The sequence below is a fragment of the Aurantiacibacter flavus genome (genome assembly GCF_039710615.1).
Taxonomy (GTDB): domain Bacteria; phylum Pseudomonadota; class Alphaproteobacteria; order Sphingomonadales; family Sphingomonadaceae; genus Alteraurantiacibacter; species Alteraurantiacibacter flavus.
The window spans coordinates 190,427-215,344 of the sequence record NZ_JBDLBR010000005.1 but is presented as its reverse complement, the minus strand read 5'-3'; the positions used below and the strand labels follow the sequence as shown (position 1 = coordinate 215,344).

At 66.0% G+C, this 24,918-nt stretch carries 25 protein-coding genes and 1 tRNA gene; 14 read left to right on the top strand and 12 right to left on the bottom strand.

What is annotated here, in order from left to right:
* Positions 1-10: 10 nt before the first annotated feature.
* The 6 genes from ABDJ38_RS14700 to ABDJ38_RS14675 form a co-directional block, all read right to left on the bottom strand.
* Positions 11-367 carry a UrcA family protein gene (locus ABDJ38_RS14700; RefSeq protein WP_346785877.1) on the bottom strand — a complete coding sequence of 119 codons (357 nt, stop codon included), beginning with the start codon at positions 365-367 and terminating at the stop codon, positions 11-13.
* Between the two features lie 101 nt (positions 368-468).
* Positions 469-828 (bottom strand): hypothetical protein, encoded by a 360-nt coding sequence (locus tag ABDJ38_RS14695; protein WP_346785876.1) that lies wholly within the window; start codon positions 826-828, stop codon positions 469-471.
* Positions 829-1,104: 276 nt separating this feature from the next.
* Positions 1,105-1,178 (bottom strand) — tRNA-Gln (locus ABDJ38_RS14690).
* A 66-nt stretch (positions 1,179-1,244) separates the two neighbouring features.
* Complete coding sequence (locus tag ABDJ38_RS14685) at positions 1,245-1,670, bottom strand: DUF2147 domain-containing protein (protein WP_346785875.1); 426 nt, start codon at positions 1,668-1,670, stop codon at positions 1,245-1,247.
* Between the two features lie 38 nt (positions 1,671-1,708).
* Positions 1,709-2,716 carry a radical SAM protein gene (locus ABDJ38_RS14680; protein ID WP_346785874.1) on the bottom strand — a complete coding sequence of 336 codons (1,008 nt, stop codon included), beginning with the start codon at positions 2,714-2,716 and terminating at the stop codon, positions 1,709-1,711.
* Positions 2,713-4,140: a dihydrolipoyl dehydrogenase family protein gene (locus tag ABDJ38_RS14675; protein ID WP_346785873.1), complete on the bottom strand. Its 1,428-nt coding sequence runs from the start codon at positions 4,138-4,140 to the stop codon at positions 2,713-2,715. Before ABDJ38_RS14675 ends, ABDJ38_RS14680 begins: the two co-directional genes overlap by 4 nt.
* Positions 4,141-4,203: 63 nt before the next feature.
* On the opposite strand from ABDJ38_RS14675, the gene ABDJ38_RS14670 reads away from it, so the two are divergent.
* Positions 4,204-5,250 carry a methyltransferase domain-containing protein gene (locus ABDJ38_RS14670; RefSeq protein ID WP_346785872.1) on the top strand — a complete coding sequence of 349 codons (1,047 nt, stop codon included), beginning with the start codon at positions 4,204-4,206 and terminating at the stop codon, positions 5,248-5,250.
* Entirely contained in the window at positions 5,244-6,251 is a 1,008-nt protein-coding gene (locus ABDJ38_RS14665; RefSeq protein WP_346785871.1) for an SDR family oxidoreductase, read from the top strand. Before ABDJ38_RS14670 ends, ABDJ38_RS14665 begins: the two co-directional genes overlap by 7 nt.
* 126 nt (positions 6,252-6,377) lie before the next feature.
* Here ABDJ38_RS14665 and ABDJ38_RS14660 read toward each other — a convergent pair whose 3' ends face one another.
* Together ABDJ38_RS14660 and ABDJ38_RS14655 are read right to left on the bottom strand one after the other, a co-directional pair.
* Positions 6,378-7,103 (bottom strand): glycosyltransferase, encoded by a 726-nt coding sequence (locus tag ABDJ38_RS14660; protein WP_346785870.1) that lies wholly within the window; start codon positions 7,101-7,103, stop codon positions 6,378-6,380.
* On the bottom strand, positions 7,100-7,684 hold the full coding sequence (locus ABDJ38_RS14655; protein WP_346785869.1) for a TIGR04282 family arsenosugar biosynthesis glycosyltransferase: 585 nt from the start codon (positions 7,682-7,684) through the stop codon (positions 7,100-7,102). Before ABDJ38_RS14655 ends, ABDJ38_RS14660 begins: the two co-directional genes overlap by 4 nt.
* A gap of 53 nt (positions 7,685-7,737) precedes the next feature.
* Between ABDJ38_RS14655 and ABDJ38_RS14650 the strand changes: the two genes are divergently transcribed.
* The 3 genes from ABDJ38_RS14650 to ABDJ38_RS14640 all read left to right on the top strand — a co-directional run bounded on the left by ABDJ38_RS14650 (position 7,738) and on the right by ABDJ38_RS14640 (position 10,555).
* Positions 7,738-8,544: a sterol desaturase family protein gene (locus ABDJ38_RS14650; protein ID WP_346785868.1), complete on the top strand. Its 807-nt coding sequence runs from the start codon at positions 7,738-7,740 to the stop codon at positions 8,542-8,544.
* Positions 8,545-8,909: 365 nt separating this feature from the next.
* Positions 8,910-9,869: a Ppx/GppA phosphatase family protein gene (locus ABDJ38_RS14645; RefSeq protein WP_429771120.1), complete on the top strand. Its 960-nt coding sequence runs from the start codon at positions 8,910-8,912 to the stop codon at positions 9,867-9,869.
* Positions 9,869-10,555: an RlmE family RNA methyltransferase gene (locus ABDJ38_RS14640; RefSeq protein ID WP_346785866.1), complete on the top strand. Its 687-nt coding sequence runs from the start codon at positions 9,869-9,871 to the stop codon at positions 10,553-10,555. The genes ABDJ38_RS14645 and ABDJ38_RS14640 overlap by 1 nt, the downstream gene beginning before the upstream one ends.
* 76 nt (positions 10,556-10,631) lie before the next feature.
* On the opposite strand, the gene ABDJ38_RS14635 is transcribed toward ABDJ38_RS14640, so the two are convergent.
* Positions 10,632-11,279: a c-type cytochrome gene (locus ABDJ38_RS14635; RefSeq protein ID WP_346785865.1), complete on the bottom strand. Its 648-nt coding sequence runs from the start codon at positions 11,277-11,279 to the stop codon at positions 10,632-10,634.
* Positions 11,280-11,414: 135 nt separating this feature from the next.
* Here ABDJ38_RS14635 and ABDJ38_RS14630 point away from each other — a divergent pair, with 135 nt between their 5' ends.
* Positions 11,415-12,323, top strand: coding sequence for a prephenate dehydratase (locus tag ABDJ38_RS14630; protein ID WP_346785954.1), 909 nt, complete (start codon positions 11,415-11,417; stop codon positions 12,321-12,323).
* A 6-nt stretch (positions 12,324-12,329) separates the two neighbouring features.
* On the opposite strand, the gene ABDJ38_RS14625 is transcribed toward ABDJ38_RS14630, so the two are convergent.
* The gene (locus tag ABDJ38_RS14625; RefSeq protein WP_429771119.1) at positions 12,330-13,892 is read right to left on the bottom strand and encodes a tryptophan halogenase family protein; all 1,563 of its coding nucleotides are present in this window, start codon (positions 13,890-13,892) and stop codon (positions 12,330-12,332) included.
* Between the two features lie 84 nt (positions 13,893-13,976).
* On the opposite strand from ABDJ38_RS14625, the gene ABDJ38_RS14620 reads away from it, so the two are divergent.
* The 8 genes from ABDJ38_RS14620 to ABDJ38_RS14585 are packed head-to-tail and all read left to right on the top strand — an operon-like array spanning position 13,977 to position 21,973.
* A complete protein-coding gene (locus ABDJ38_RS14620; protein WP_346785864.1) occupies positions 13,977-14,642 on the top strand; it encodes a hypothetical protein in 666 nt (221 codons plus the stop codon).
* Positions 14,639-15,871, top strand: coding sequence for a DUF4350 domain-containing protein (locus ABDJ38_RS14615; protein ID WP_346785863.1), 1,233 nt, complete (start codon positions 14,639-14,641; stop codon positions 15,869-15,871). Before ABDJ38_RS14620 ends, ABDJ38_RS14615 begins: the two co-directional genes overlap by 4 nt.
* A 2-nt stretch (positions 15,872-15,873) precedes the next feature.
* Positions 15,874-16,830 (top strand): AAA family ATPase, encoded by a 957-nt coding sequence (locus tag ABDJ38_RS14610; RefSeq protein ID WP_346785952.1) that lies wholly within the window; start codon positions 15,874-15,876, stop codon positions 16,828-16,830.
* A 13-nt stretch (positions 16,831-16,843) separates the two neighbouring features.
* The gene (locus ABDJ38_RS14605) at positions 16,844-18,193 is read left to right on the top strand and encodes a DUF58 domain-containing protein (RefSeq protein WP_346785862.1); all 1,350 of its coding nucleotides are present in this window, start codon (positions 16,844-16,846) and stop codon (positions 18,191-18,193) included.
* Positions 18,193-19,260 (top strand): stage II sporulation protein M, encoded by a 1,068-nt coding sequence (locus ABDJ38_RS14600; RefSeq protein ID WP_346785861.1) that lies wholly within the window; start codon positions 18,193-18,195, stop codon positions 19,258-19,260. The genes ABDJ38_RS14605 and ABDJ38_RS14600 overlap by 1 nt, the downstream gene beginning before the upstream one ends.
* Positions 19,257-20,141 (top strand): RDD family protein, encoded by an 885-nt coding sequence (locus ABDJ38_RS14595; protein WP_346785860.1) that lies wholly within the window; start codon positions 19,257-19,259, stop codon positions 20,139-20,141. Before ABDJ38_RS14600 ends, ABDJ38_RS14595 begins: the two co-directional genes overlap by 4 nt.
* Positions 20,138-20,692, top strand: a complete 555-nt coding sequence (locus tag ABDJ38_RS14590) for a GNAT family N-acetyltransferase (RefSeq protein WP_346785859.1) — start codon at positions 20,138-20,140, stop codon at positions 20,690-20,692. Before ABDJ38_RS14595 ends, ABDJ38_RS14590 begins: the two co-directional genes overlap by 4 nt.
* Positions 20,693-20,737: 45 nt before the next feature.
* A complete protein-coding gene (locus ABDJ38_RS14585; RefSeq protein WP_346785858.1) occupies positions 20,738-21,973 on the top strand; it encodes a sensor domain-containing phosphodiesterase in 1,236 nt (411 codons plus the stop codon).
* Between the two features lies 1 nt (position 21,974).
* Here ABDJ38_RS14585 and ABDJ38_RS14580 read toward each other — a convergent pair whose 3' ends face one another.
* A complete protein-coding gene (locus ABDJ38_RS14580) occupies positions 21,975-23,750 on the bottom strand; it encodes a monovalent cation:proton antiporter-2 (CPA2) family protein (protein ID WP_346785857.1) in 1,776 nt (591 codons plus the stop codon).
* Positions 23,751-23,760: 10 nt separating this feature from the next.
* The gene (locus ABDJ38_RS14575; protein WP_346785856.1) at positions 23,761-24,762 is read right to left on the bottom strand and encodes a zinc transporter ZntB; all 1,002 of its coding nucleotides are present in this window, start codon (positions 24,760-24,762) and stop codon (positions 23,761-23,763) included.
* Between the last annotated feature and the right edge of the window lie 156 nt (positions 24,763-24,918).

Genomic DNA, 24,918 nt, shown 5'->3' with positions numbered 1-24,918 from the left:
CCCTTGGCACTCAGTGGTTCAGCGCCAGCTGAACCGGAGCGGCATCTTCCGAACGCGCGGCAGCGAGACGGGTCTCGATCTGGTCGCGGATCTGGGCGTGGACGCGGGTGCGGCATTCGCGCGCGTTGGCAGCCGCCTGCAGGTGCACGGTGTCGAGGCCCTCGCCGCAGACAGCGCGCGCCGCCGCGTCCATACGGATCGCGAGGCGGTTCTGGCCGTCGACCGTGGCAAGGTTCAGACCGTCGAGCCGCAACGTGGCCGACGAAGTAGTGAACGGGTCGGCGTTCGTGGTGTCGGAAGTGGTATTTGCCAGAGCCGGCGTCGCCAGGGCGACTGCGGCCAAGGCCATAAGGCTTGCCTTCATCATCGTAATCTCCTGTGTCCGAATAGTGCCGTTCTGTGTCGGCTTGGCGGTCATCTAGGACTTTGTACGATGGCATGCAAGAAGTGGCAGGAAGTTCGCTCTGGTCAGGAAGCGGTGACCCGGATCGCCTCAAGATCTGTGGTCTCGCCGAGCAATCCGATGGGCAGCCGGGCATAGTTGCGGCTTTCGCGATTGGCGCTCGGATGAAGCAGCGTCACCTCCAGCCTGCGATCTCCGTGCTCGGCGATCTGTCGGACCGTCTGCATCGGCAAGGTGACGCGCCAGCTCTCGCCGCCGTCGACCGCCATCGGCTGGCCATTGATGGCAACCACCGTGCCGACACTGTCCCGGCGCCCCTCGATCCGCAGGCAGGTCTGCTCGCCGCAGGTCACGAGTCGCGTTGTCGGTCCGTCATTGGCCGCGGCAGGGGAAGCAACGAAGGCACCGGCAGAAAGCAGTGCCACGCAGGATATCTTCACCAGGCCGCTGAAAGCGAACTTGCAAAGCCGGAAATCATCACGAAAACTCTTAGGCATAGAGAATCTCCAATCAGTGCACGCCGATAGGCAGCGCAATGCGACGAGATTCCTGCGAACTTTGTTTGTTATCTGATGGGTAGCTTAAGCCAAACACCGGCATCGTCAAGGGCCGAGGCGGGTGATCGGCGCGCGAAAGACGCCGACCACAGCTCGATAAGCCGGGCCAAGGACCGGTGGTAATCAGATGGTGGAAGGAAAAGCTGGATGCCCCGCAAGGATTCGAACCTTGATTGACGGAGTCAGAGTCCGCTCTCTTACCGTTAGAGGACGGGGCAACGCAGGGGCGCGCCTCTATCGCGGGCGCACGGCTTAATCAAGAGGGTTTGCGCAGCGAATTTGCATCAACGCGATTTGGCGGGCCAGATGCGCTTACGGCAGAACGGGCCGAGACATCCCTCCACCTCCAGCGCCCCGTTCGTTCCGGCCCGCACCACCGAGCGATAGGTGTTGCCATCTTCCGGGTTGTAGACCTCGCCGCGCCAGGCTCCGTCGCGCCATTGCAGGCCGCTCAGCAGTGTCAGGCCGAGGATCGGCCGGTCGCGCAGCGCCGGATCGTCGTTGTGCGCATCGCGGTCCGATTCGCCGGGTTTGCGTCGGATGATGCGGGTTATCTTGCCGCAGCGCGCCTGCCCGCACGGGGCCACGGTCACTTCGACATAGCCACCTGAATCCACATAGACACCGTCGATTGCGTCGGCAGCCAACGCTGGCGAGGCTGCGAACGCGAAGACGAAAGGTGCGAGAAGCGCGAGTTTCCTGACCGTCATTCTTGCAAGAAGCACTCGCGAGAATGAACCTTGCCTGATCATTGCGAACAGCTCGCCCCGCCCAGCACGCAAAAGCGCGCGCAATGGGGATGGTTGAGCGGGACCGGTCGCAACGCGGCTTCGAGCGTCGGCCCGAGATCGAACTGCGGATCGTGCGGCAGCAGCGTGCAGGCGACCACGCGCGCCTCGGCCTCACCCTTGCGGTGAACCACCATGCGGCTGGTCGCGCACATCATCGCCGAGGGAGACTGCCCGAGAATGCCCCAGCAGGCCTCGGTGATTTCGGGCACGTCTGCCTCCTCATCCATCTCGGGAAAGAGGACCAGGGCCGCCGGGTCCGCCGCATCGACCGTCACGCCATGCTCTGCGAACAGCGCCGCATAACCCCGCCGGGCATCGGCCTCGCTCTCCCCGGCAAGGTGCCTGCCCGCCACGGCCAGCGCAAAGCCCTGTTCCGACAGCCATGTTAGCCCCGTCAGCATCGGTTCCCAGCTGCGCGGGCCGCGCTCGGCCTCGTGGACCGCCTGAAGATGGTGATCGATGCTCACGCGCAGGGTGAGCCTGTCGCCATGCTTCGCCCTGAGCGTCTGCAACGCAGCCTTGTGGCGGTGCATCGGGGCCATGGCATTGGTCAGCACCAGCACGGCAAACCCCGCCTCCAGCGCTGCGCTCAGCATGGCGATAATGTCGGGGTTCATGAACGGCTCGCCGCCGGTGAAACCGATCTCGGGCAGGTCTGCCAGCAACGGATCGGCAGAGCCGCGAACCTCGGCCAGAAACCGCTCCACCTCTGCCAACGTGAGATATTGCAACGCGTCGTTGGTGGGCGAGCTTTCGATATAGCAATTGGCGCAAGCGAGGTTGCACAAGGTGCCGGTGTTAAGCCAGATCGTGCGCATCGCCTCTGGCGCGACCACGGCGCGCGTCTCGCCCTTGGCGGTGATGCGCGGGTCGGTAAACTTGCCGGGCGAAAGCGGCACCTTGTCGGGCAGCGTGAACGGCGATGGCCCTTGCGGCGCGGCGCGGCTTTTCGAACGCACGGTCATCCAAACCTCCGCCGCAGCGCCGCCAGCGCGCGGGCGATCCGCTTGACCGGGGCGCTGAACACCAGCGGCTCCCACGCGGCAAAAGCGCCCGCCTTCGAAATCTCGCCACGCGTCGGATAGGCGATGACCGCCGAGCCCAGCGCGAAGGTTCCCGCCTTGCCGGTGATGGTCTGGGCGAGCGGCAGCAGCATATCGCCCGCCCCCTCGCCGCACACGCTGGCGCCGACCAGCTTGCGCCCTTTCATGATCAGCTTGAGCTGGCCTTCCATCGCGCCCTCGGTCACGGCGCGATCGTTGTCCGAGAAATGCTCGCGCACGATCCGCACCTTATCACCGTAGGTCTTGCGGGCTTCTGTCTCGGTCAGGCCTACCTGCCCCACCTCGGGCGCGGTGTAGGTACACCATGGCAGCGCGGTCCAGTCGACCTTGGTCGGCACGCCGAGCGATATGTCGAGCGCCACGTTAGAGCCTTCATAGCCCGCGACATGGGTCAGCCGTGGCCCATCGCGGCAATCACCGATGGCGTAGATATGCTTCAAGCTGGTGCGACGGCGCGCATCGACGGCGATCCCGTTGCTGCCGAATGTCATGCCCAGCTCTTCCAAGCCCATGCCCTGCCCCCGCGCCTTGCGTCCGGTGGCAACAAGCACATGGCTGCCCTCGATCACGGCGCCATCGTCCAGCGTGAGCGCGATAGCGCCAGCGGTGCCCATCGCGCGCACGGCTGTTCCGCTGACGAACCGCACCCCGTCCGCTTCCATAGCCGCCTTGGCCAATGCCGCCGATTCGCGATCATCGCGCGAAAGGATTTCGCCGCGCTCGACTAGCGTCACCTCCGAGCCGAGGCGGCAGAAGGCCTGCGCCATCTCCATCCCCACCGCGCCGCCGCCGAGCACGATCAGCCGCGAAGGCAGGCGGTCGAGCTGGAAGAGGTTTTCATTCGTCAGATAGGGCAAGGAGGCCAGCCCCTCTATCGGCGGCACCGCAGGCTCCGAGCCGAGCGCCAGCACGATGCGCGGTGCAGCAAGCGTCTGACCCGCAACCTCGACCGTGCGCGGCCCCGTCAGCCGCGCGGTGCCGCGGAATATCTCGCAACCCATGGCTTCGAAGCGCGCGGGATCGTCGTGCGGAGCGATGGTGGCGATGCTCGCCTCGACATGAGCGCGCACCCCGCCCCAGTCGACCTTTGCGCCCTCCATGCTCACCCCGAAACGCGCGCCGCGCTTGCCTTCGTGCGCGCGTTTTGCCGCCGCAATCAGCGCCTTGGACGGCACGCAGCCGTGGTTCAGGCATTCGCCGCCGAAGGCAGCATGCTCGACCAGCGCGACCTTGAGGCCGAACAGCGCACAGCCACCAGCCGCTGTCAGGCCGGAAGCGCCGGCACCGATCACGATTACGTCATGGGAATAGGTTTGCGAGGGCATTGCGCGATGAATGTAGCGTCGCCATTGGGGATTGCTACAGGGGAACCAACGAAGGAACCCGCGATGCTTGAAAACGCGCAAGACTATTATGGCAAGGTGCTGTCCGGCTCGGCCGACCTGCGCACCGATGCCTGCTGCACCGCCGAGATGCCGTCCGAAGCGGTGCGCCGCGCCTTGGCCAATGTCCACGAAGAGGTCCGCGCACGTTACTATGGCTGCGGGCTGGTGGTGCCGCAGGCCATCGAGGGCGCGCATGTGCTCGACCTTGGCTCGGGCGCAGGGCAGGACGCCTATCTGCTGGCACAACTGGTCGGCACGAACGGTTCGGTCACGGGAGTGGACGCCACGCCCGAACAACTCGCCGTGGCCGAGGCCCACAAGGACTGGCACGCCGACAAGTTCGGTTTCGCCAATGTTCGCTTCGTCGAGGGCGATATCGAAAAGCTCGAAGCGCTCGACCTTGCGCCCGAGAGCTTCGACGTGATCGTCTCCAACTGCGTGATCAACCTCGTGGCCGATAAGGCCGCCGTGTTCCGCGCCGCGCACCGGCTGCTCAAGCCCGGCGGCGAACTCTATTTCTCCGACGTCTACGCCGACCGCCGCGTGCCCGCGCATCTGCTCGAAGACCCGGTGTTGCACGGCGAATGCTTGTCTGGCGCGCTTTACTGGGGCGACTTCGACCGGCTGGCGAAAGAGGCGGGCTTTGCCGATCCGCGCCTTGTCACCGACCGCCCGCTGGCGATCAACGACCGCGCGGTGGCGGCCAAACTCGAAGGTATCGGATTCGTCTCGGCCACATGGCGGCTGTTCAAGCTCGACGGGCTGGAGCCGCAGTGCGAGGACTATGGCCAGGCTGTCCGCTACAAGGGCACGGTGGCGGGAGAGGAGGATGTGTTCCACCTCGACGCGCACCACGCCATCGAGGCCGGGCGGACATTCCCCGTCTGCGGCAACACCTGGCTGATGCTCGAACAGACGCGCTTTGCTCCGCACTTCGACTTCATCGGCGATTTCTCGAAGCATTACGGCGTGTTTCCCGGCTGCGGCACGGCAGTCCCGTTCGGCCAGACCGACGCCAACCCCTCCAAAACCGAAGCAGCCTGTTGCTGACCGTCCTCGTTACAGGCGCGGCCGGCCTGATCGGCGGCGAGGTCTGCGCGCGCCTTGCCGCTCGGGGGCATCGCGTGATCGGCATGGTGCGCCGCCGCGCCGAGGTGCTCGGCAACGATGGCGCGCCGGTACCGCTTGCCCGGATGGTGAGCGGCGATGTGACCCTGCCGCTGATGGGGCTGAACCCGGTGGAGCTGCGCTGCGACGTGGTGATCCACTGCGCCGCCAGCCTCGTGTTCGACGCGCCCGAGCCCGAGCTGGAGGCGATCAACGTCGAGGGCACCCGCAACGCGCTGGCCTTTGCACAGGCGGCGGGCGCGGGGTTCCTGCATGTCAGCACCGCCTATGTCTGCGGGCTGGAGCAAGGCGCGATTGCCGAGGCCCCGGTGCCGCCCGGCAGGCAATTCGCGAACAATTACGAAGCGAGCAAGGCGCGCGGCGAGGCGGTGGTCGAGCAGTCGGGCCTGTCCTTCGTAATCGCCCGCCCTTCGATCGTGCTGGGCGACCATGCCAGCGGCACGATCCGCGACTTTCCAACGCTGTGCAACGTGTTCCGCCTTATGGCGCGCGGACGGCTGCCGCTGTTCCCGGCGCTGGAGGGGGCCACGCTCGATCTGGTGCCGATCTGCCATGTCGCCGAGGGGATCGCCCGGCTGGCCGAGCATTTCGACACGGCGCAGGGGCACCATGTCCATCTCTCCGCCGATAGCCCGCTGCCCGCCCGCGCACTGGCCGATGCGGTGTGCCGACAGCCGCATTTGCAGCATCCCGAGGTGGTCGACCCGACGCAGTTCGACATCGCGGCCCTGCCCCGCGTGGCGCAGGCGATGCTGGCGACCTACGGCTCTTACTTCACCCGAGACCCACGCTTCGAGGCGGGGAACATCGAGCGGCTGACCGGCCTCACCTGCCCGCCCGCCGACGCCGCATGGATCGACCGGCTGGTCGCCTATGCCTTCACCCGCGACTACCTGCCCAGCCCGCCACCGAATAAAGTCTGATGACATAGCATCGACCCGTAAAGCCCTTCCCCTGTGGGGAAGGGTTGGGATGGGGGGGCGGCGTCGAGCCCCCAGCCCCTCCCCTTGGGAAGGGGAGCCAAGTGGATCAGGGAAAGTCATCAGACTCTAACGCACGTCCGGATAATGCCGCTCCAGCCCCTCACGCGCACCCAGAGCCCAGCTCAGCCCGACCTTGAAATAAATCCAGTTCGCCTTGAGCGCCCCCCATTCGGCGATCCGCCGGTCGGAGGTTTCGACCGCGCGCGGCACCATCCGCACCCGCCCCAGCGCGGCAAGGCGGATGCACAGGTCCGCCTCTTCCATCACCATCGCCTGCGGGTCGCAGCCGCCCACGGCGAGGAACTGCTCACGGCGGAAGAACATGGCGTGGTCGCCGAACAGCAACCGCGCTCCGCGAAAGAACAGCTTAGGATAGAACAGCAGCGGGGCGTACCAGGTCTTCGCCCAGTTGTGCGCGGTGGTGCCCCAGCGGGTCTTGTCGGGCCCGCGAATTATCGGGGTGAAGCTCGCCAGCGAAACCTTTGGATCGGCCAGCGCCGCCTCCACCACCTGCACCGCATCGCTCGGCAAAACGGTGTCGGCGTGGAGGATCAGCACATGCTCGCCCTGCGCCGCCTCGACGCCCGCATTGATCTGGCGACCGCGCCCGCGTTGCGTGGAGATCACGCGCCAGCCCTGCGCCTCGGCCAGCGCTACGGACTCGTCCTCGCTGCCGCCGTCGATGCACAGCACCTCAAGCGGCGGAGGCTCGAGCTTCGCCAGATTGGCGGCAAGCGCAGGCAATGCCTTTGCCTCGTTGAACATCGGGATCGCGATGGTGAGCCGGCTCATGCGCACAGATCCGGCCAGCGGGCGAGATCTTCGGGCCGGTCGCAATCGGCCAACAGCGGCAGGCTGCGCCAAGCCACGCCGCGCTCTGACAACCGCCGCTCGGTTTCGGCGCGCACGGTGGATATGCCCCAGACCATCTCGTCGAACACGAACGGCACCGGCTTGCGGAAAGCGAGCAGGTAATAGCCGCCGTCTTCCGCCGGGCCGATGGCCACCGGCACTTCGGCCAGCGCCGCGGCGGCGGCGTGCAGGTGCTTATCCGCGAGATCGGGAATATCCGCCCCCAGCAGAATCGCGGGCGCAGGCACCCGTGCCAGCCGCGCGCCAAGATCACCCTCGCCCTGTTCTGCCAGTTTCACGTCGTCGCCAAGCCACGCGGTGAAATCGCCAAGCGGCGCGCCGCTTGCATAGAGCACCAAGTCCAATCCACTTTCGCGTACCGTGGCTAAGGTCCGCGCGACCAGCCGCCGGTGCAACTGTGCCGCGCCCTCCTCGCCCAACGCGGGGATCAGCCGCGTCTTGACCTCTCCGGCGCGCGGATACTTGGCGAACATGGCCACGGTTGGGCGCAACACATCCATCAGCCAGCCCTTAGCGGCTTGTCGCGCGTTAGGCGAAGGCTCATCGTCGCGCGATGGCCTCGCGACTCGTCAAACTTGCCGGAATGGCGCTCGGGGCCGGGGCCGTTGGCGCACTGCTCTATGCCGAGCGCGCCCACCCCTTGCGCAAGCAGATGCGCAAGGCCGCCCCGCGCATTGCCCGCAATGTGACGATGGGCGCGGCCTGCCAGGCCGCAATCATGGCCGCCGAGGTTCCGCTGACCGAGCGCATCGCCACCCGCAATGCCGTGCGCAAACGCGGGCTGTCGGGCCTGTTCGGCGGCGGCGTTCCGGGCGGCGTTGCGGCCTTCCTTGCGATGGACTACGGATTCTACCTCTGGCACGTGGCAACCCACAAGGTGCCGTTCCTCTGGCGATTTCACCGCGTCCACCATGTCGATCCCGACATGGACGCCTCGACCGCAATCCGCTTCCACTTCATCGACATGTTTGTCTCTTTGCCATGGCGGCTGGTGCAGGTGCGCGCCTCCGGGATCGGCCCGCGCGGGCTGGCCGCTTGGCGCAAGTTCTTCCTGTTCTCGGTGCTGTTCCACCATTCCAACTGGCGTTTGCCTTGGGGACTTGATGAAGCGCTGAGCAAGCACATCACCACTCCGCGCATGCACGGCATCCACCACAGCCAGAAACCGTGCGAGATGGACTCCAACTGGTCCTCGGGCATCGCCTGGTGGGACCACCTGCATCGCACTTTCCGCGACGACGTGCCCGCCGATGCAATTTCGATCGGGGTCGACGATCCGTTGGCCGAGCGCGACATCCACCTGCTGCCCGCGCTCAAGGCACCATTTGTCGCTCCGCCCGCACTCCGCGAGCTTCCCTGACAGGGCATGCATCCCGTCCGACTTGTGCAAGCTGGCGGTCTGGTCTAGCCTGACTTCAGGTTCCGCAGCTTAGTTGCTGCGGGTTATGAAGTTTTGGAAAGTATCAAGCGATGGCGGAGACAGGCCCGCCGGACAAGCGCGACACCGCTTCACGCCCCGCCTCAGGGAGGCGACGTCGGCGTCCTCATCGAGGGAGAGCGTCTTCTCGCAAGTCCGGCATAACACCACGCAAAGCCTCCGAGGCAAAAGCACCAGCCCAACGGCCCCCTGAAAACAATCAGTCGGCACAACCGCAGCCGGGCAGCCAGCAAACCACCAAACAGGCCTATGCCGCAATCGATTTGGGCACCAACAATTGCCGCCTGTTGATCGCCCGTCCCGAGGACGAAAATTTCACTGTGATCGACGCCTTCAGCCGCGTGGTCCGGCTCGGCGAAGGGCTGGCCCAGACAGGCCGTCTTAGCGACGAAGCCATGGACCGCGCCCTTGGCGCGCTGCGCGTCTGTGCCGACAAGCTGCGCAAGCGGAAGGTCTACCTTGCCCGCTCGGTCGCCACCGAAGCCTGCCGCCGGGCCAGCAACGGTGACGAATTTATCGAGCGCGTGCGTCGCGAGACCGGTATCGCGCTCAATGTCATCACTGCCGAGGAAGAAGCCCGGCTAGCCGTGCTCGGCTGCCATATCCTGCTCGAAGACGGCCGCGGCCCGGCGGTAATCTTCGACATCGGCGGCGGCTCGACCGAACTGGTGCTGATCGAATCGGGCGGCCCCGTGCCGCGCATTCTCGATTGGCAGTCCGTCCCTTGGGGGGTCGTCTCACTGTCCGAAACGGTCGGGCAGGAGCCGCACGACAAGGATGGTCGCGTCGCCCGCTACGCCGATATGCGCCAGCTGGTGCGCGACAGCTTCAGCGAATTCGCCGAGCGCATCGAGGCCCACCGCACCGACGAACTGCGCCTGCTCGGCACCAGCGGCACGGTGACCACGCTTGCCAGCGTGCATCTCAAGCTGCCACAATACGACCGAAAGGCCGTGGACGGCCTCATCGTGCCGGCCATGGACATGCGCGCCATCTCCTCGGGCCTTGCCGCCATGTCACCTGCCGAACGCGGCCAGCTCGGCTGCATCGGCACCGAGCGCGCCGAACTGGTGGTGGCAGGCTGCGCGATTCTCGAAGCTATACTCGACATCTGGCCGGCTGATCGACTGGGTGTGGCCGACCGCGGCATCCGCGAAGGTATTCTCCGTTCGCTGATGGCCGCCGATGCCGAAGGGCAAGCGGCACAACAGGCGCTCCATCTATTGCGCCAGAAGGAAAGCCACTGATGGCACGGGCAGGACAGGATTCGGTACGGAGGCTGAAGTCGAACAAGAAGCGCAAGGCCAGTTCGAACAGCTGGCTCACGCGGCAATTGAACGATCCCTACGTCAAACTTGCCAAGGAGCAGGGCTGGCGCAGCCGAGCCGCCTTCAAGCTGATCGAACTCGACGACCGCTTCAGGCTGGTAAAAGGCGCCAAGCGCGTGGTCGACCTTGGCTGCGCACCCGGCGGTTGGAGCCAGGTGGTCAGGAAGCGAGCGCCGGGCGCGGCGGTGGTCGGCATCGACCTGCTCGAAGTCGAGCCCATCGAGGGCGTAACGATCTTCCAGCTCGACTTCATGACCGACGAAGCGCCGGGTCTGCTGACCGACACGCTTGACGGCCCGCCCGATCTGGTGATCTCGGACATGGCCGCCAACACCGTGGGCCACAAGCAGACCGACCATCTGCGCACAATGGCGCTGGTGGAGACGGCAGCGCACTTCGCCGTCGAGGTGCTGGCCGAGGGCGGCAGCTTCGTGGCCAAGGGCTTCGCGGGGGGGACCGACGCCGAATTGCTCGCGCTGCTCAAGCGGCATTTCAAGACGGTGAAGCATGCCAAGCCGCCTGCCAGCCGCAAGGGCAGCTCGGAATGGTTTGTCGTGGCGCAGGGCTTCAAGGGGCGCGGCGAAAGCGAAGACAGCGCAGGCTGACCACTCCGAACAGGCGCAACGAAAAAGGGCCGGGAAATCCCGGCCCTTTTGCTTATCTGAAACTGTGTCCTACGGATCAGACCGGTTCGTCAGCCGCAACCTGCTCGGCTTCGGCGCCTTCTTCAGCGACTGCTTCCTCAGCGGCGAGATCACCTTCGGCCGCAGCTTCCTCGCCTTCGGCGGGCTCTTCGGCTTCGGGTTCAGGCAGCTCGGGGCCGCCGCCATTGGCCAGCAAATAGAGCATGACGTTGGCGCGGTCTTCGCCCGAGGAAAGGCCGGCAAAGCTCATCTTGGTGCCATCGGCAAAGCCGCGCGGGCTCTGCAGCCAGTGATCCATGTTTTCGTAGGTCCACTCGCCGCCATGGCCCGAAAGAGCGCTCGAATAGGCGAAGCCGGCAACGTGCTGGCCAATCGGCTGGCCGAGTACACCATAGAGATTCGGCCCGATGCCATCGGCACCGCCCTGCGCGATGGTGTGGCAGGCCATGCACTTGGCAAACACCGCCTCGCCCTTGGCCGCATCGCCGGTGGCGAGCAGCGTCGCCAGCGACGGACCGGCATCGGCCTCGCCTTCGCCCTCGTCAGCGACGATGACATAGCCCGGATTTTCCGGCGCTTCTACATTGTCGGCATGGAAAATGCGCGAGCTGATCGAAGACAGCCCGAGTGCGATGACGCCGGAGAAGAGAACCCAGCCAAAGATAGTGTTGAGACGATCGCCCATATGTCCGGTCGCGTTTCTGCTTGTGTTGCCCGATTTCGTAGGCGCTCTAGGGGCTGGTTGCCCCTTGCGCAAGACCCGAAAGGCGCTTCTAGGCGCTTGGCAGCGTCGCTCGGCCCGGCTACCGGCTCTGGCGCTATGGATTCCTTCCCCGCTCCCGCCCTGCGTCTGGTCGAAAAGATGCATGCCGCCGCCACCGAGAACCCTGCGCGCGCGATCTCGTTTCAGGGCGCGCCGGGCGCCAATTCGCATCGCGCGGCGATGGAATACGCGCCCGAGTGCCTGCCGCTGCCCTGCTTCAGCTTTGCAGCCGCGCTCGACGCCGTGTCCGAAGGCCGCGCCGGCTGCGCGATGATTCCCATTGAAAACTCGCAGGCAGGCCGTGTGGCCGATATCCATTTCCTGCTGCCGGAAAGCGGGCTTTTCATCGTCGGCGAATATTTCTTGCCGATTCATCACGCGCTGATGGCGCTGCCGCAGGCGGACGGCAGCTTCGGTCCCTTCAATGCTGCCTTTTCACACACGCACGCCTTAAGCCAGAGCCGCCGCTACCTGATGGAGCACAACATGGTGCCGCTGGCCCATGCCGATACTGCGGGGGCAGCGGCCCATGTGGCCGAACTGGGCGACCGCTCGGTCGCTGCCATCGCACCGGCCATCGCGGCCGATCTCTACGGGCTTTCCATCGTCGATACCCGCGTCGAGGATGCCGACGACAACACCACCCGCTTCGTGGTGCTGGCGAAGGAACCGCTCGATCCGGTGACTCTCGTTGGGCAAGACGCGATCACGACCTTCGTCTTCGAGGTCAAGAACGTGCCTGCCGCGCTTTACAAGGCGCTGGGCTGCTTTGCGACCAATGGCGTCAACATGACGAAGCTTGAAAGCTACCACGAGGGCGCGAGCTTCGCGGCAACCAAGTTTTACGCCGATATCGTGGGCTCCCCTGGCGATGCGGCGGTCGATCGGGCGCTAGAGGAGCTGGACTTCCACGCCAAGAACGTGCGGATGTTCGGCACCTACCGCCAGGCCCGCGTCAGAGGCTGAGCGCGCTTAGCTATCTGCGGCCTGTGCGAACCGGGAGATGAACTCGGCGTGGTCGGGCAGCCGTTCGCCAGAAGCGCGACATTCGGCTGCAATCTTGCGGACCTCGCGCGCGGCATAGGCCGGATCGGCCCGGTCGGCGAGTGCATGAACGCCGTGCGGAATGCAGCGCTGGCCGATCATCAGCGCCGCCCAGCTGCCGAGCTGGAACAGGTGCCCCCCGTCAATCGCCAGATGCCCACGCACACGCCAGGTCTCGATAATCTCCGCGAGGCTATCGGGAATCGCCATGTTGCGCGTGTAGCGCCAGAACTCCGAATCGTCGCGTTCGGTCAGATGGTAGTGGGCGATGATGAAGTCGCGCACCTGCTCCCACTCCTTCGCCGTGCGGGCATTGAACTGGTCGCGCAAGGCGGGGTCCATCGCGCGCGTGGGGAACAGTTCGACAAGCCGCTCCAATGTCGACTGCACGAAGTGGATGGAGGTCGATTCGAGCGGTTCGAGGAAGCCTGAGGAGAGGCCAACTGCGACAACATTGCCTACCCACGCCCGCGCCCGTCGACCGGTGGTGAACTTAACGAGCCGTGGCTCGGCCAGCGCCTCGCCCTCGAGGTTGGCCATAAGCCGCGCCGCCGCCTCGTCCTCCGAACAAAAGGCACTGGCGAAAACGTGGCCGTTGCCGGTGCGATGCTGGAGCGGAATGCGCCACTGCCAGCCAGTGCTATGCGCGATCCCTTGCGTATAGGGCCGGATGCCCCCGGCGGGCCGCGATGTGGGCACGGCCAGCGCGCGATCGGACGGAATCCAGTGTGACCAGTCTGTGAAGGGCTCGGCCAACTCCTTGCCCACCAGCAGGCTGGCAAAACCCGAGCAGTCGATGAACAGGTCCGCTTCGAGGCTGCGCCCATCCTCCATCTGCACCGCTGACACGAATCCACTCTCGCTCGCGCGGTTGACGCTGATGATGCGCCCCTCGACCCGCCGCACTCCGCGCAATTCGGCGATCCGGCGCAGGAAGGCGGCATAGCGCTGCGCATCGAAGTGGTAAGCGTGGGTGTATCGGCCCGCAAGCTCACCCGAACGTGGCCCGGCAGGCGCAAAGCGGTTGGCCTTGGCCGCGTGAAAGGCCACGTGCAGGTCCTGCCATTCGGGATAGTCAGTGCCGTCGTCGGCCAGCCGCCCGAGCTGCCACCAGTGATGAAGCCTGACGAGCGCGTCCATCTCCCGACCGACCGGGCCGAACTGGTGCAGATAGGCATCGCCTTCCCGAACCCAGTTGTGAAATTCGATCCCCAGCTTGAACGTGCCCTGCGTGGCGGCGATGAAGTCCGCCTCATCGATACCGAGGAAGCGCTGGAACTGTTGCATCGGCGGGATCGTCGCCTCGCCCACGCCGACAATACCGATGGCCTCGCTTTCCACCAGCGTGACGGAAATGTCCTTGGCCAGGACCGTCCGCAACATTGTCGCTGCCATCCAGCCGGAGGAGCCGCCACCAACGACCAACACCGATCGGATGCGTTCATCCTGGGGGCGCGCGGGAAGGTATTCGGTAGGGGATATCCGAGTCATGCACGGGTACTTGCGCCATGGCTGGCCGCTACGCAACCGCCTGGTCATTGCCTCACGCCGGGTACCGTGCCAGAGGTCCAAGGCGTGAGCACGGGACCGGGAAGCGAGGCGCTGGCGGCGCAAGGCGATGAGCTGGCCCAAGCCTATGCGCAGATGCGAGCCGACCAGCAAACGCAGTTCGCACCGGTAGACATGCCCGAAAGGGCGCCCCCACCCGACTGGCTGGCCGAACTGTTCGAATGGCTGGGCGACCTGTTCAAACCGCTTGCGAGCGGTCTGGTCGAGGGGTGGCCGGTCATCAAATGGCTGCTGATCGCGCTGGGCGTGCTATTACTGGCTTTCCTTCTGTGGCGACTGGTCAGTCCAGACCTGTTCACCCGACGCTCGCGCAAGGACTCCGAACAAACTGACTGGGTGCCCGACAGCAAGGCTGCGTTGATGCTGCTCGAGGATGCAGACCGGCTCGCCGCCGAAGGCCGCTTCGACGAGGCGACCCACCTGCTGCTGCAACGATCGGTCGGCCAGATCGCCACCGCACGCCCCGACCTTGTCGACCCATCGAGCACCGCGCGCGAACTTGCCGCCGAACCGGCGCTGCCAGATGGCGCGCGCAAGGCCTTTGGCGTGATCGCCCAGCGAGTCGAACGCAGCCTGTTCGCCTTGCAGCACCTTGGGCAGGACGACTGGCAGGCCGCGCGCGACGCCTATGCCGAATTCGCCCTCGTCCGCTTGTCAGGCAACACCCTGTGAGCCGCGCGAAAAGCCCGTTCCACCCCGGCGCGGTGGCGCTGGTGCTGCTGGTTGGTGCGGCCTCGTTCCTGCTGTTGCTTTACGCCATGGCCCACGGGCTTGACGGTTCGAGCGAGCGCGACGGCAGGGCGCACGCGAAATCGCCGGGGCTCGACGGCTATGCCGGATTTGTCAGCCTGATCGAGAACAGCGGGCATACGGTGTCGCTGAGCTACTCGGAAGGTAATCTCGACGATTACGGCCTGCTCGTCCTCACCCCGCGCTTCGATACCGATGGCGAGGAACTGGCGGAGATTATCGAGCAGCGTCGCTATACCGGGCCGACCATGCTGGTGCTGCCCAAGTGGATCGCGATGCCGATCCCCGATTCGGTGCCAGTCGAGGCGGAGCCGGGCTGGGTCTTGCTGGCGAACGCCATGGCCCCGCCGTGGTTCGACGCACTCGACATCGGCGAAGGGGCGGAGCTGGCCATCGGCACGACGGGCGGTTTCTCCGGGCTCGGCTACGAAGGCACGCTGCCCGATGGCACCAACACCATGGCGCTGGTCGAAACCGGCGAAAGCCCCATCGAGCCGCTGGTGGTCGACCGCGAGGACGATATGCTCGCCGGCCTGTACTATGCCGATGGCGATGCCTGGCCGCTAGTGATCGTGTTCGAACCCGATCTGGTCAACAACTGGGGCATGGCCAACGAGACCCGCGCGCGGCTGGCCGATGCGCTTATCCACAAGGCGTCCGAGGACGAGGATCTCGACCTCACCTTCGACATGACCCTGCCGGGCCTCGCCAAGACCGAGAACCTGCTCACCCTTGCCTTCACCCCGCCCTTCCTGGCCGCCACCTTGTGCCTGATCCTGGCCGCGCTGCTGGTGGCATGGCGCGCGTTCCAGCGCTTCGGCCCGCCCTTTGCCGAGGCTCCGGCCATGGCGCAAGGCAAGCGCCAGCTCGCCATGAACGGCGCGGCGCTGCTCGCCCGGCTCAAGCGCTGGCACCTGCTGGGCACGCCCTATGCGACGCTGGTGGCCCGGCGCATCGCCAGCCGCCTGTCACTGCGCGAGCCGGAAGGCGAAGCACGCGAGCGTGCCATCGACAACGCGCTCACCCGCACCGACTATCAGGGCGAGAGCTTTGGCCACTGGGCAAACCTGCTGCGGCAGGCGCGCAAGCCCGCCGACATCCTTCGCGCCAGCCGCGCACTACGATCAATCGAAAGGACGCTGACCCCATGAGCATGACGCTGGAACAGACTGCCGAGCTGGCAGGCGCGATCCGCGCCGAGGTGGCGAAAGCCGTGGTCGGGATGGACGAGGCGGTCGATCACCTGCTGATCGGCCTGATCGCGCAGGGCCACGTCCTGCTCGAAGGCCCGCCGGGCACCGCCAAGACCTTCCTCGCCCAGTGCTTCGCGCGCGCGAGCGGGCTCGACTTCGGACGTATCCAGTTCACGCCCGATCTGCTGCCGGGTGATATTCTGGGCTCCAACCTGTTCAACTTCCAGACGTCGAGCTTCACCCTCACGCGCGGCCCGATCTTCTGCGAACTGCTGCTGGCCGACGAGATCAACCGCACCCCGCCCAAGACACAGGCCGCGCTGCTCGAAGCCATGCAGGAGCGGATAGTGACGCTCGACGGCGAGGCGCACCCGCTCAGCCCCAACTTCATGGTGGTGGCGACGCAAAACCCGATCGAGAGCCAGGGCGTCTATCCGCTGCCCGAGGCCCAGCTCGACCGTTTCGCCTTCAAGCTGCTGGTGCCCTACCCGACGCCTGAGGAAGAGGCGAAGATCGTCGCCCGCTTCGGCGCGCGCAGCGGTGCGCCCAAGGCGGACGACTACGGCATCGCCATGGTCGCCGGGGCCGAGGCAATCACGGCGGCACAGGAAGCGGCAAAGACGGTCACACTGTCGGACGAGATCGTCGGCTACACCGTCGCGCTGATCCGCGCCACGCGCGATCATGCCGATATCGCCAGCGGAGCTTCGCCGCGCGCTGCCGTGCTGCTCGCCAATGCTGCGCGGGCGCGCGCCGCGTTGGAGGGCCGCAACTACGTGGTGCCCGACGATGTGAAGGCGCTCGCCACCGCCACATTGCGCCACCGCCTGCTGCTGAGCCCTGCCGCCGAGATTGAAGGGCGAAAGGTCGAGGATCTGGTCGCGCAGCTGATCGAGCAGACCGAGGCTCCGCGCTAAGCTCACGATGCGCTTGCCCAAACTTCCCCGGCTTCCCGGCCTGCCGTTCGTGCCGACGCCGCGCGCGCTGGTGCTGCTCGGCCTGCTTGCGCCGCTCGCGGTGGTGCTGGCCGCGACCACGCCGGGCGCCTGGGCCATCGCCCCCGCTGCGGGATTGGCGCTGGTGCTGGTGGTCGTACTCGACGGAGTTCTGGCGGGCGGCCTTGACGCGCTCGACCTATCCGCCCCGGCTGACTGCGAAGTCGGTCAGCCTTCGCCGCTGCACGTCACCGCCGCGCTTCGGCGCAATGCCGGAGCCTCACCGCCCGAAGCTGCCATCGGCTTCGACCCGCGCCTCGGCCCCAACGGCGCGCTGCACTTTGCGCTCACTCCCACGGGCGAAGACGGCCAGTTCGCGGGCAGCGGCGATCTTGTCCCGCAACGCCGGGGCACCGGCGAGCTGACCGGCCTGTGGCTACGCTGGCGCGGTCCGCTGGGGCTGGCGGCACGGCAGGTCTATCGCGCGCTCGACAGCCAAGTGCGGGTCTGGCCCGATCTCTCGCCAGTGCGTTCGCCGGTGTTGCAGACCTTCTTCCGCGACTCGCAATTCGGCCTCGTCGCCCGCCGCATCCGGGGCGAAGGCACGCAGTTCGAGGCGCTGAGCGAATACGAACCGGGCATGGACCGCCGCCGGATCGACTGGAAGGCCTCGGCCCGCCACACCCGCCTGTTCGCCCGCGAGAACGAGACCGAGCGCGATAACCAGATCGTCTTCACCTTCGACTGCGGCCAGTCGATGTGCGAACCCATCGACGGCCTGCCCCGGATCGACCACGCCGTCTCGGCCGCGCTGGTCGCCTCCTATGTCGCGCTGAAGGGCGGCGACCGGGTGGCCCTGTTCGGCTTTGCCGACCAGCCGCAGCTGATGACGCCCTTCGCCACCGACACCCGCGCCTTCTACCGCCTGCAAAGTGCCGCCGCCGAACTCGACTACACCACGCGCGAACCCAACTTCACGCTCGCGCTCTCCACCCTCACCGGGCGGCTCAAACGCCGCTCGCTGGTGGTGCTGTTTTCCGATTTCAGCGACCCCACCAGCGCCGAACTGATGGTCGAAAGCGTCGAGCGGCTGGTGCGCCATCATCTGGTGATCTTCGTCACCATGGTCGATGAAGAACTGGCTGAGCTGACCGATGCCGAACCCGAAAACCTTGGCGATATCGCGGTCGCAGTGGGAGCCGATGCGCTCGCCCGCCAGCGCGCGCTGGTGCTGTCGCGGCTGCGGCGGCTGGGCGTCGACGTGATCGAGGCCAAACACGATGCAATCGGCTACCGCCTGATCGATGCATACCTTTCGGCAAAACGGCATGAGGCGATCGGCTGATGGCGCTCGACTATCTCCGCAAGATCCCGTGGTTCCGGCAGGCCGAAATCGTAGCCCCGGACGATATCGAAGCCGCCTCGCTGCGCTCCGACCGGTTCAGGCTCGAACGCGAGGTCGACTGGCAACGGCTCGAACGGATCGTCACCGCGCTGGAGAAAGGCCGCCCGAAGCGCATTACCGACGATGACCTGCTCGATCTGCCCGTGCTTTATCGCAAGGCCGCATCGAGCCTTGCCGTGGCCCGCGAAACCAGCCTCGATGCCGCCGCCATCGCCTATCTCGATGCGCTGGTGCGGCGCGCCTGGTTCCAGATCTACGGCCCGCGCGAGACGCTCACCGGCTGGCTGCGCGGCTTCCTCGGCGGCGGCTGGAGCCGAGCCGTGCGCGCAATCTGGCTCGATATCTGCATTGCGCTGTTCTTCATGGTCGCGGGTACCGTGGTCGGCTGGCTGCTGGTCAGCCGCGAGCCCGATTGGTTCTACGCCCTCGTGCCCGGCGCGATGTCGGGCGGACGCGAGCCCGGCGCCGACCCGGAAGTGTTGCGCCAGTCGCTCGAACCGACCGCCAATGCCGACGGGCTTTCGATCTTTGCCACCTACCTGTTTTCTAACAACACCGGCGTTGCCATTCTCGCCTTTGCGCTGGGCTTCGCTTTCGGCATTCCAACGCTGCTGTTGCTGATCTCGAATATGACGCTGCTCGGGGCGTTGCTGTTCGTTTTCGCCGAGGCGGGGCTGGGTTACGAATTCGTCGCCTGGCTCTCGGTTCACGGCACCACCGAACTGGGCGCGATCCTGCTGGCGGGCGCGGCGGGCATTCATGTGGGACGGTCGATGGCCTTTCCCGGCCAGCGCTCGGTGCTCGCCGCCGCGCAAGGAGCCGGGGTGCGAGCTGCGCAGGTAATGGCCGGAGCCACGATCATGCTGGTGGTGGCGGGCCTGCTCGAAGGCTTCGTGCGCCAGCTGGTCGGCGAACCGTCGGCGCGGCTTGCCATCGGCGGAGCGATGCTGGCGTTCTGGTGCCTCTATTTCGCCGGAATGCGCAGGCGACAGGATCGGGCGGTATGACCAAGCTGCAGACCGCCATCTCTACGGCCAATGCCAGGCGCGAGCGCGAACTGATTACGCCCGAGGGCCTCGCGCTGCCGCTGCGCATCGCCAGCCGGGGCTCGCGTGCGCTGGCGCTGCTGCTCGATCTGTTCTTCCTGTTCGTCGGCTTTGTTGTGTTCTTCACGATGTTGGGCTTCATCGGGCTCAACATCAATTTGATTGGCGGCAACACGCAAAGCCCGGCGCTTGAGCTGGTCGGCATCGTCTTCATTCTCGCGCTATTCTTCTCGCGCTACGGCTACTTCCTCTGGTTCGAGCTGGGCGCGCGCGGTGCCACGCCCGGAAAGCGGCTGCTCGGTATGCGCGTGGCGGCGAGAGGTGGGCAGCGGCTCACCACCGAGATGGTGATCGCGCGCAACCTGATGCGCGATGTCGAGGTGTTCATCCCGGCCTTCTTCCTGATGGGCAACGGCTTCGACGCCGGGCTCAGCGGCGCTGCGGCCTTCGTGTGGCTGGCGGTCTTCGTGTTGTTCCCGTTCTGCAACCGCGATGCGCTGCGGGCGGGCGATCTGGTCGCGGGCACCTTCGTGGTCGAGGCCCCACGCGCCAAGCTGCAGGACGCCATGTCGCTCGCGCCCGACCACAGCCAGACCTACCGCTTCGGCGAGGCCGAGCTGTCAGTCTATGGCGAGCACGAGTTGCAGGTGCTCGAAAGCGTGCTGCGCAATGGAGACGAGGCAGCCATGCACGAGGTCGCTCAGGCGATCTGCCGCAAGATCGGGTGGGACATGGGCCGCGGCGACGAACGCGAGTTCCTGACCAGCTTTTACGCCGCCTTGCGCGCCCATCTCGAAAGCGGCATGCGCTTCGGCAAACGCAAGAAGGACAAGTTTTCATGACGCAAGTGGTGCTGCGCCCCGCCACGCTCGACGATGTTGAAAACCTCTCGAAGCTGGGGCGCGACAGCTTCTGCGCGGCCTTTGCCCACCTCTACCGGCCCGAAGACCTCAACGCTTTCCTCGAACAATGCTATGCCCCCGCCGCCGTGGCCGAAGAGGTGAGCGACGATGTGCATCGCCACCGCCTCGCGGTCGATCCGGCCAGCGGGGCGCTGCTGGGCTATGTGAAGATCCGCGTGCCGAGCTACTATTCTGAGTACTCCGACGCGGCGAATCCGATGGCGCTGTGCCAGCTTTACACCGACTCTGACTACACTGGCATGGGGATCGGCGCGACAATGATGGACTGGGCCATGGACGAGGCGCGCGCCGGTGGCCACGATGCGGTGCAGCTGTCGGTCTATAGCGAGAACTACGGCGCGCAGCGGTTCTATGCCCGCTATGGCTTTGCCAAGATCGCTGACATCTATTTCGACGTGGGCGACCAGCGCGACGAGGAATTCCTGTACGAATTGCGGCTCGACACTCCGACCGCAAGGTCAGCGGGTTAACGCCGATTTAGGCACTTTGTGGCAGGGCTTCCTGCCATGGGGGACATGACCTTTATCCTGCCCGCACTCGAGGCACCTGCACAACCGCTCGACGACGAACTGGCGAGCGATTCGCAAATCGCGGGTTTCCTGCATTCGGCGCGCGAGCATCTCGGGCTGGAGATCGGGCTCATCGGCCGCTGGGTCGAGGATGACCTGCGCGAAATCACCCATGTCGACAGCATGCTCGACCTCCCGCTGGCGCCGGGCCTCCGCCAGCACCGCGAAGAGACCTATTGCTGGCATGTGCTAACCGGCGACCTGCCCGAAATGATCGCCGACGCCGCAGCCTTCCCGGCAGCGCAGGCCCTGCACATCACTGAAGCTCTGCCGGTGGGCGCACACTTCTCGGTTCCCTTGCGCCTGTCCGATGGCACCGTGTGGGGCAGCTTTTGCGCCATAGGCCGGACGCCCGACCCCACCCTCACCGGTCGCGACCTCGCCATTTTCGAGAGTTTCGCAGCCATGGCTGCCGAGCGGATCGACACGCTGATCGGCGACGCGGCACGGCGGGAACAGACGCGCCAGCGCATCGAAGAGATGTTCGAGGGCGATGCAGTCACCATTTTCCAGCAGCCGATCCATCTGCTTGCGGATGGCCAGCCCGCCGGCGTCGAATGCCTCGCCCGCTTCCCCGATGTGAACAAACGCAGCCCCGGCGCATGGTTCGGCGATGCCGAAAGCACGGGGCTCGGCGAAGAGCTGGAGATGACCGCCGTGCGCGGGGCAATCGAGACTTTCGCCAGCGTTCCAGAGGGCTTCTTCGCCGCGCTCAAGGCGCCCGCCCGTTGCGTAGTCAGCGGCGCGGTGCGGGCGGCACTCGAGGCCGAGCCTGCCGCCGACGTGGTCGTCACCCTCACCCAATATGCCGCCGCCGATGACAAGCTGGCGCTGGTACAGGCGCTCGAGGCGATCCGCCCCACGGCGCGCGTGGCCATCGACATGGTCGGCACCAGCTATGCCTCGATGCAGCTGGCCGCGCTGGTGAAGCCCGACTTCGTGAAGCTCGACATGGCGCTCGCCCGCAACGTCGCTACCGATCCCGCCGCCCGCGCGCTGGTCTCAGCCGTGGTCGCGCTGGTAAGCGAATGGGATGGTGCGGTGATCGCCGAGGGTATCGAGGAAAGCGCCCAGGCCGAGGCGATGCAGTCGCTCGGCGTGACCTACGGACAGGGCTATCTGTTCGCGCGCCCCATGCCGATGGTCGCCGCGGCCCAGCATCTGGCCGGGATCGTCGCCTGACCTAATCGACTTCGCGGGTCTCGCCGAACTTGCGCAGCTCGCGCTGCTGCTGACGCGAGAGTTCGCGCGCGGCATAGATGTCGCCGCCTTCCAGCTGCAGTTTCAGCCGCTCCTTGTCGATCCGGCGATAGGTCGCCTCGGCCCGATCCACGCTCTCTTCCGATACGCCGATCCCGGCCAGCGCCAGCCTTGCCATGCGGATCGCCCCGGCGAACACCTCACGCACCACGCCGGCAGCAGGCGCATCGGCCAGATCGAGCAGCACCCGGCGATCAAAAGCGCGAACATAGATCGACGCCTGCGGAAAAGCCTCGTTGACCGACTCGATCAGTGCCGCATCGGGCATCTCGTCGTGGCAGAACAGGATCAGCTGGGCGTCCGCTGCACCGGCCTGCCGGAGCATGTCGATCCGCGTGCCATCACCGAAATAGACCTTCGAGCCGAACTCCTCCGCCACGTCGATCTGCTCTACCTCTTTGTCGATGATGGTAACCGAGACACCGCCCGCCATCAGCGTTTGCGCCACCGTCTGGCCGAAGCGCCCGAAGCCGACGATCACCGCGTTGGCACCATCATTGCGCGGGCCCTCGCGCTCTTCCTTGTCCACCCGGGGCGAGCGGATACGCTTGTTGAGCATCATCAGGAATGGCGTGGTCGCCATCGACAGCGTCACCACGGCGGAGAACACGCTCACCGATTGCTCGGCCAGCAGCAGCGCGCCCTCGGCCTGGGTGTAAAGCACGAAGGCGAACTCGCCGCCCTGCGACAGCAGCAGGCCCAGCGCCAGCGCCGAACGCCAAGCCATCTTCATGGCAAGGCCCAGCCCGGCGATCACGGCGGTTTTCACCACGATCAGCAGCGCGGCAAACCCGATCACGGTCCATGGCTGCGAAGCGATGGCCGAAAGGTCGAGCATCATGCCCACGGCGAGGAAGAACATGCCGAGCAGGATCGAGCGGAACGGCTCGATGTCGGCCTCCAGCTCGTGGCGATAACGGGTGTCGGCCAGCATCACGCCCGCGATGAACGCGCCCAGCGCTGCCGACAGGCCGAGCAACTCCATCACCGCCGCGCTGGCAAAGACGGTGAACAGCGCCGCCATCACGAACAGCTCGCGCTCGCCCAGGCGGCTGATGAGGCGGAACATCGGCTTCACCACCAGCCGATTGGCCACGATCAGGCCCGCGATCGCCGCCAGCGACAGCCCCACCAGCACGAGGCCCGAAGGCGCATCGGCATCGGCCGGGTTGCGGCTCATCGCGGTTACGATGGTGATGAGCGGGATGATCGAGAGATCCTGAAACAGCAGGATCGCGAAAGCCTTTTCGCCAAACGGCGTGCGCAAACGGCCCGCCGATTGCAGCATTGGCAGCACCTGCGCGGTCGACGACAGGCCCAGCGGCAGACCGATGGCAAAGGCGGCCGCAAGCGAATAGTTGGTGAGCACAGCCACCAGCAGGCTGACCGCCACGCCGCAGATCGCCACCTGCGCCGTCCCCAGCCCGAAAATCGCCTTGCGCAGCCGCCACAGCCGTTCGGGGCTAAGCTCCAGCCCGACCACGAACAGCAGCATCACGATGCCCAGCTCGGCGATCTCGGCCATCTGCTCGGCATTGCCGACGAGGCCCAGCACCTGCGGCCCGATCAGAACGCCAGCGACGAGATAGCCCAAGGTGGCGCCCAGCCCGGCGCGACGGAATGCGATCACGGCCACCAGCGCAAAGGCCAGCATGAGCGCGCCGTCCTGCAGCACGAACCCCGTTTCGTGACCTTCCATCAACCGTCTCCTAGAACCAGCGCCACTTCCAGAACAACAGCAGTTGCACGGCGACAATCGCGCCGCACAGCCCGGTAACGATCCAGAACGCGTCGGCACTGTTCATGCCGGGCATTCCGCCCACGTTCACCCCGAGTAGCCCTGTCAGAAATCCGAGCGGCAGGAATATTCCCGCCACGATGGTGAGCATATAGGTCGCCCGTTCGCTGCCCGCCACCGACCGTGCGCGGATTTCGTCCTGCAACACCACCGCGCTTTCCTTCGAGATGTCGAGATCGTCGAGATAGCGCCGCAGCCGATCGATACTTTCGGAGATTTCCCGCCGGTCATGATCCTCGAACCAGGCCGGAGCCTGCCGCGAGATCGTCTCCAGCGCTTCGTGCTGCGGCCCCATGTGACGCTTGAGGCCGAGGCAGTTGCGGCGGATGACCGAGATCTGGCCAAGCACCTCGTCGGTATCGTCATCCTCGATATCACGCTCTTCGAGCAAGTCGATGTGTTCGTTCATGTCGATGATTGCGTGGCTCATCCGGTTGATCATCGCCTCGGTCAATTCGGTGATCAGCGCGCCGCAGTCGGTCGGGCCGTGATCGCGCCCGTCGATCATGGCCAGCACTTCACGCGGGGTCTGCAACGGCTGCTTGCGCAGGGTGATCAGCCGCGTGCCGTCGCACCACATCTGCATCGAGACCATGTCTTCCGGCTCCGCACCGGGATTGAAGTTGATGCCGCGCAGCGTCACCACCAGCGCGTTACCCTCGCGAAAAGCACGCGGGCGGGTGCGGTCGGAGACCAGCAGTTCGACCGTCGGCTCCGGAATGCCGAGGCCTTCGAGATAGTCGGTCACACCCTCGCAGTTTCGGCACAGGTGCAGCCATATCACCTCGCCGGGCCGCTCCGGCGCCCAGCCTCGTGCCGCCTGCCAGTCGATCGCCCGCCCGGCCCCCTTGCCATCGAGGACCCGCGCGAACAGCAGCGGCCCTTCTGGTTCCTTGTTCTGGTCGAAATTCATGGCCGCAACCATGCCGCAAGCGAGGCCGCTTGCCTAGCAAGTCACCTCGCCTGACCCGCCTTGCTCCCCTCCTCCTGGGCAGGGGCTGGGGGGGGGGCTCGACGCTGGCGTGGACCCCCCATCCCAACCCTTCCCCACAGGGGAAGGGCTTTGATC

Coding starts and splice junctions, on each gene's coding strand:
- ABDJ38_RS14700 (WP_346785877.1), bottom strand. CDS start 367: ATGATGAAGGCAAGCCTTATGGCCTTGGCCGCAGTCGCCCTGGCGACG.
- ABDJ38_RS14685 (WP_346785875.1), bottom strand. CDS start 1,670: ATGACGGTCAGGAAACTCGCGCTTCTCGCACCTTTCGTCTTCGCGTTC.
- ABDJ38_RS14680 (WP_346785874.1), bottom strand. CDS start 2,716: ATGACCGTGCGTTCGAAAAGCCGCGCCGCGCCGCAAGGGCCATCGCCG.
- ABDJ38_RS14675 (WP_346785873.1), bottom strand. CDS start 4,140: ATGCCCTCGCAAACCTATTCCCATGACGTAATCGTGATCGGTGCCGGC.
- ABDJ38_RS14670 (WP_346785872.1), top strand. CDS start 4,204: ATGCTTGAAAACGCGCAAGACTATTATGGCAAGGTGCTGTCCGGCTCG.
- ABDJ38_RS14660 (WP_346785870.1), bottom strand. CDS start 7,103: ATGAGCCGGCTCACCATCGCGATCCCGATGTTCAACGAGGCAAAGGCA.
- ABDJ38_RS14655 (WP_346785869.1), bottom strand. CDS start 7,684: ATGGATGTGTTGCGCCCAACCGTGGCCATGTTCGCCAAGTATCCGCGC.
- ABDJ38_RS14650 (WP_346785868.1), top strand. CDS start 7,738: ATGGCCTCGCGACTCGTCAAACTTGCCGGAATGGCGCTCGGGGCCGGG.
- ABDJ38_RS14640 (WP_346785866.1), top strand. CDS start 9,869: ATGGCACGGGCAGGACAGGATTCGGTACGGAGGCTGAAGTCGAACAAG.
- ABDJ38_RS14635 (WP_346785865.1), bottom strand. CDS start 11,279: ATGGGCGATCGTCTCAACACTATCTTTGGCTGGGTTCTCTTCTCCGGC.
- ABDJ38_RS14630 (WP_346785954.1), top strand. CDS start 11,415: ATGGATTCCTTCCCCGCTCCCGCCCTGCGTCTGGTCGAAAAGATGCAT.
- ABDJ38_RS14625 (WP_429771119.1), bottom strand. CDS start 13,892: ATGACTCGGATATCCCCTACCGAATACCTTCCCGCGCGCCCCCAGGAT.
- ABDJ38_RS14610 (WP_346785952.1), top strand. CDS start 15,874: ATGACGCTGGAACAGACTGCCGAGCTGGCAGGCGCGATCCGCGCCGAG.
- ABDJ38_RS14600 (WP_346785861.1), top strand. CDS start 18,193: ATGGCGCTCGACTATCTCCGCAAGATCCCGTGGTTCCGGCAGGCCGAA.
- ABDJ38_RS14595 (WP_346785860.1), top strand. CDS start 19,257: ATGACCAAGCTGCAGACCGCCATCTCTACGGCCAATGCCAGGCGCGAG.
- ABDJ38_RS14590 (WP_346785859.1), top strand. CDS start 20,138: ATGACGCAAGTGGTGCTGCGCCCCGCCACGCTCGACGATGTTGAAAAC.
- ABDJ38_RS14585 (WP_346785858.1), top strand. CDS start 20,738: ATGACCTTTATCCTGCCCGCACTCGAGGCACCTGCACAACCGCTCGAC.
- ABDJ38_RS14580 (WP_346785857.1), bottom strand. CDS start 23,750: ATGGAAGGTCACGAAACGGGGTTCGTGCTGCAGGACGGCGCGCTCATG.
- ABDJ38_RS14575 (WP_346785856.1), bottom strand. CDS start 24,762: ATGAATTTCGACCAGAACAAGGAACCAGAAGGGCCGCTGCTGTTCGCG.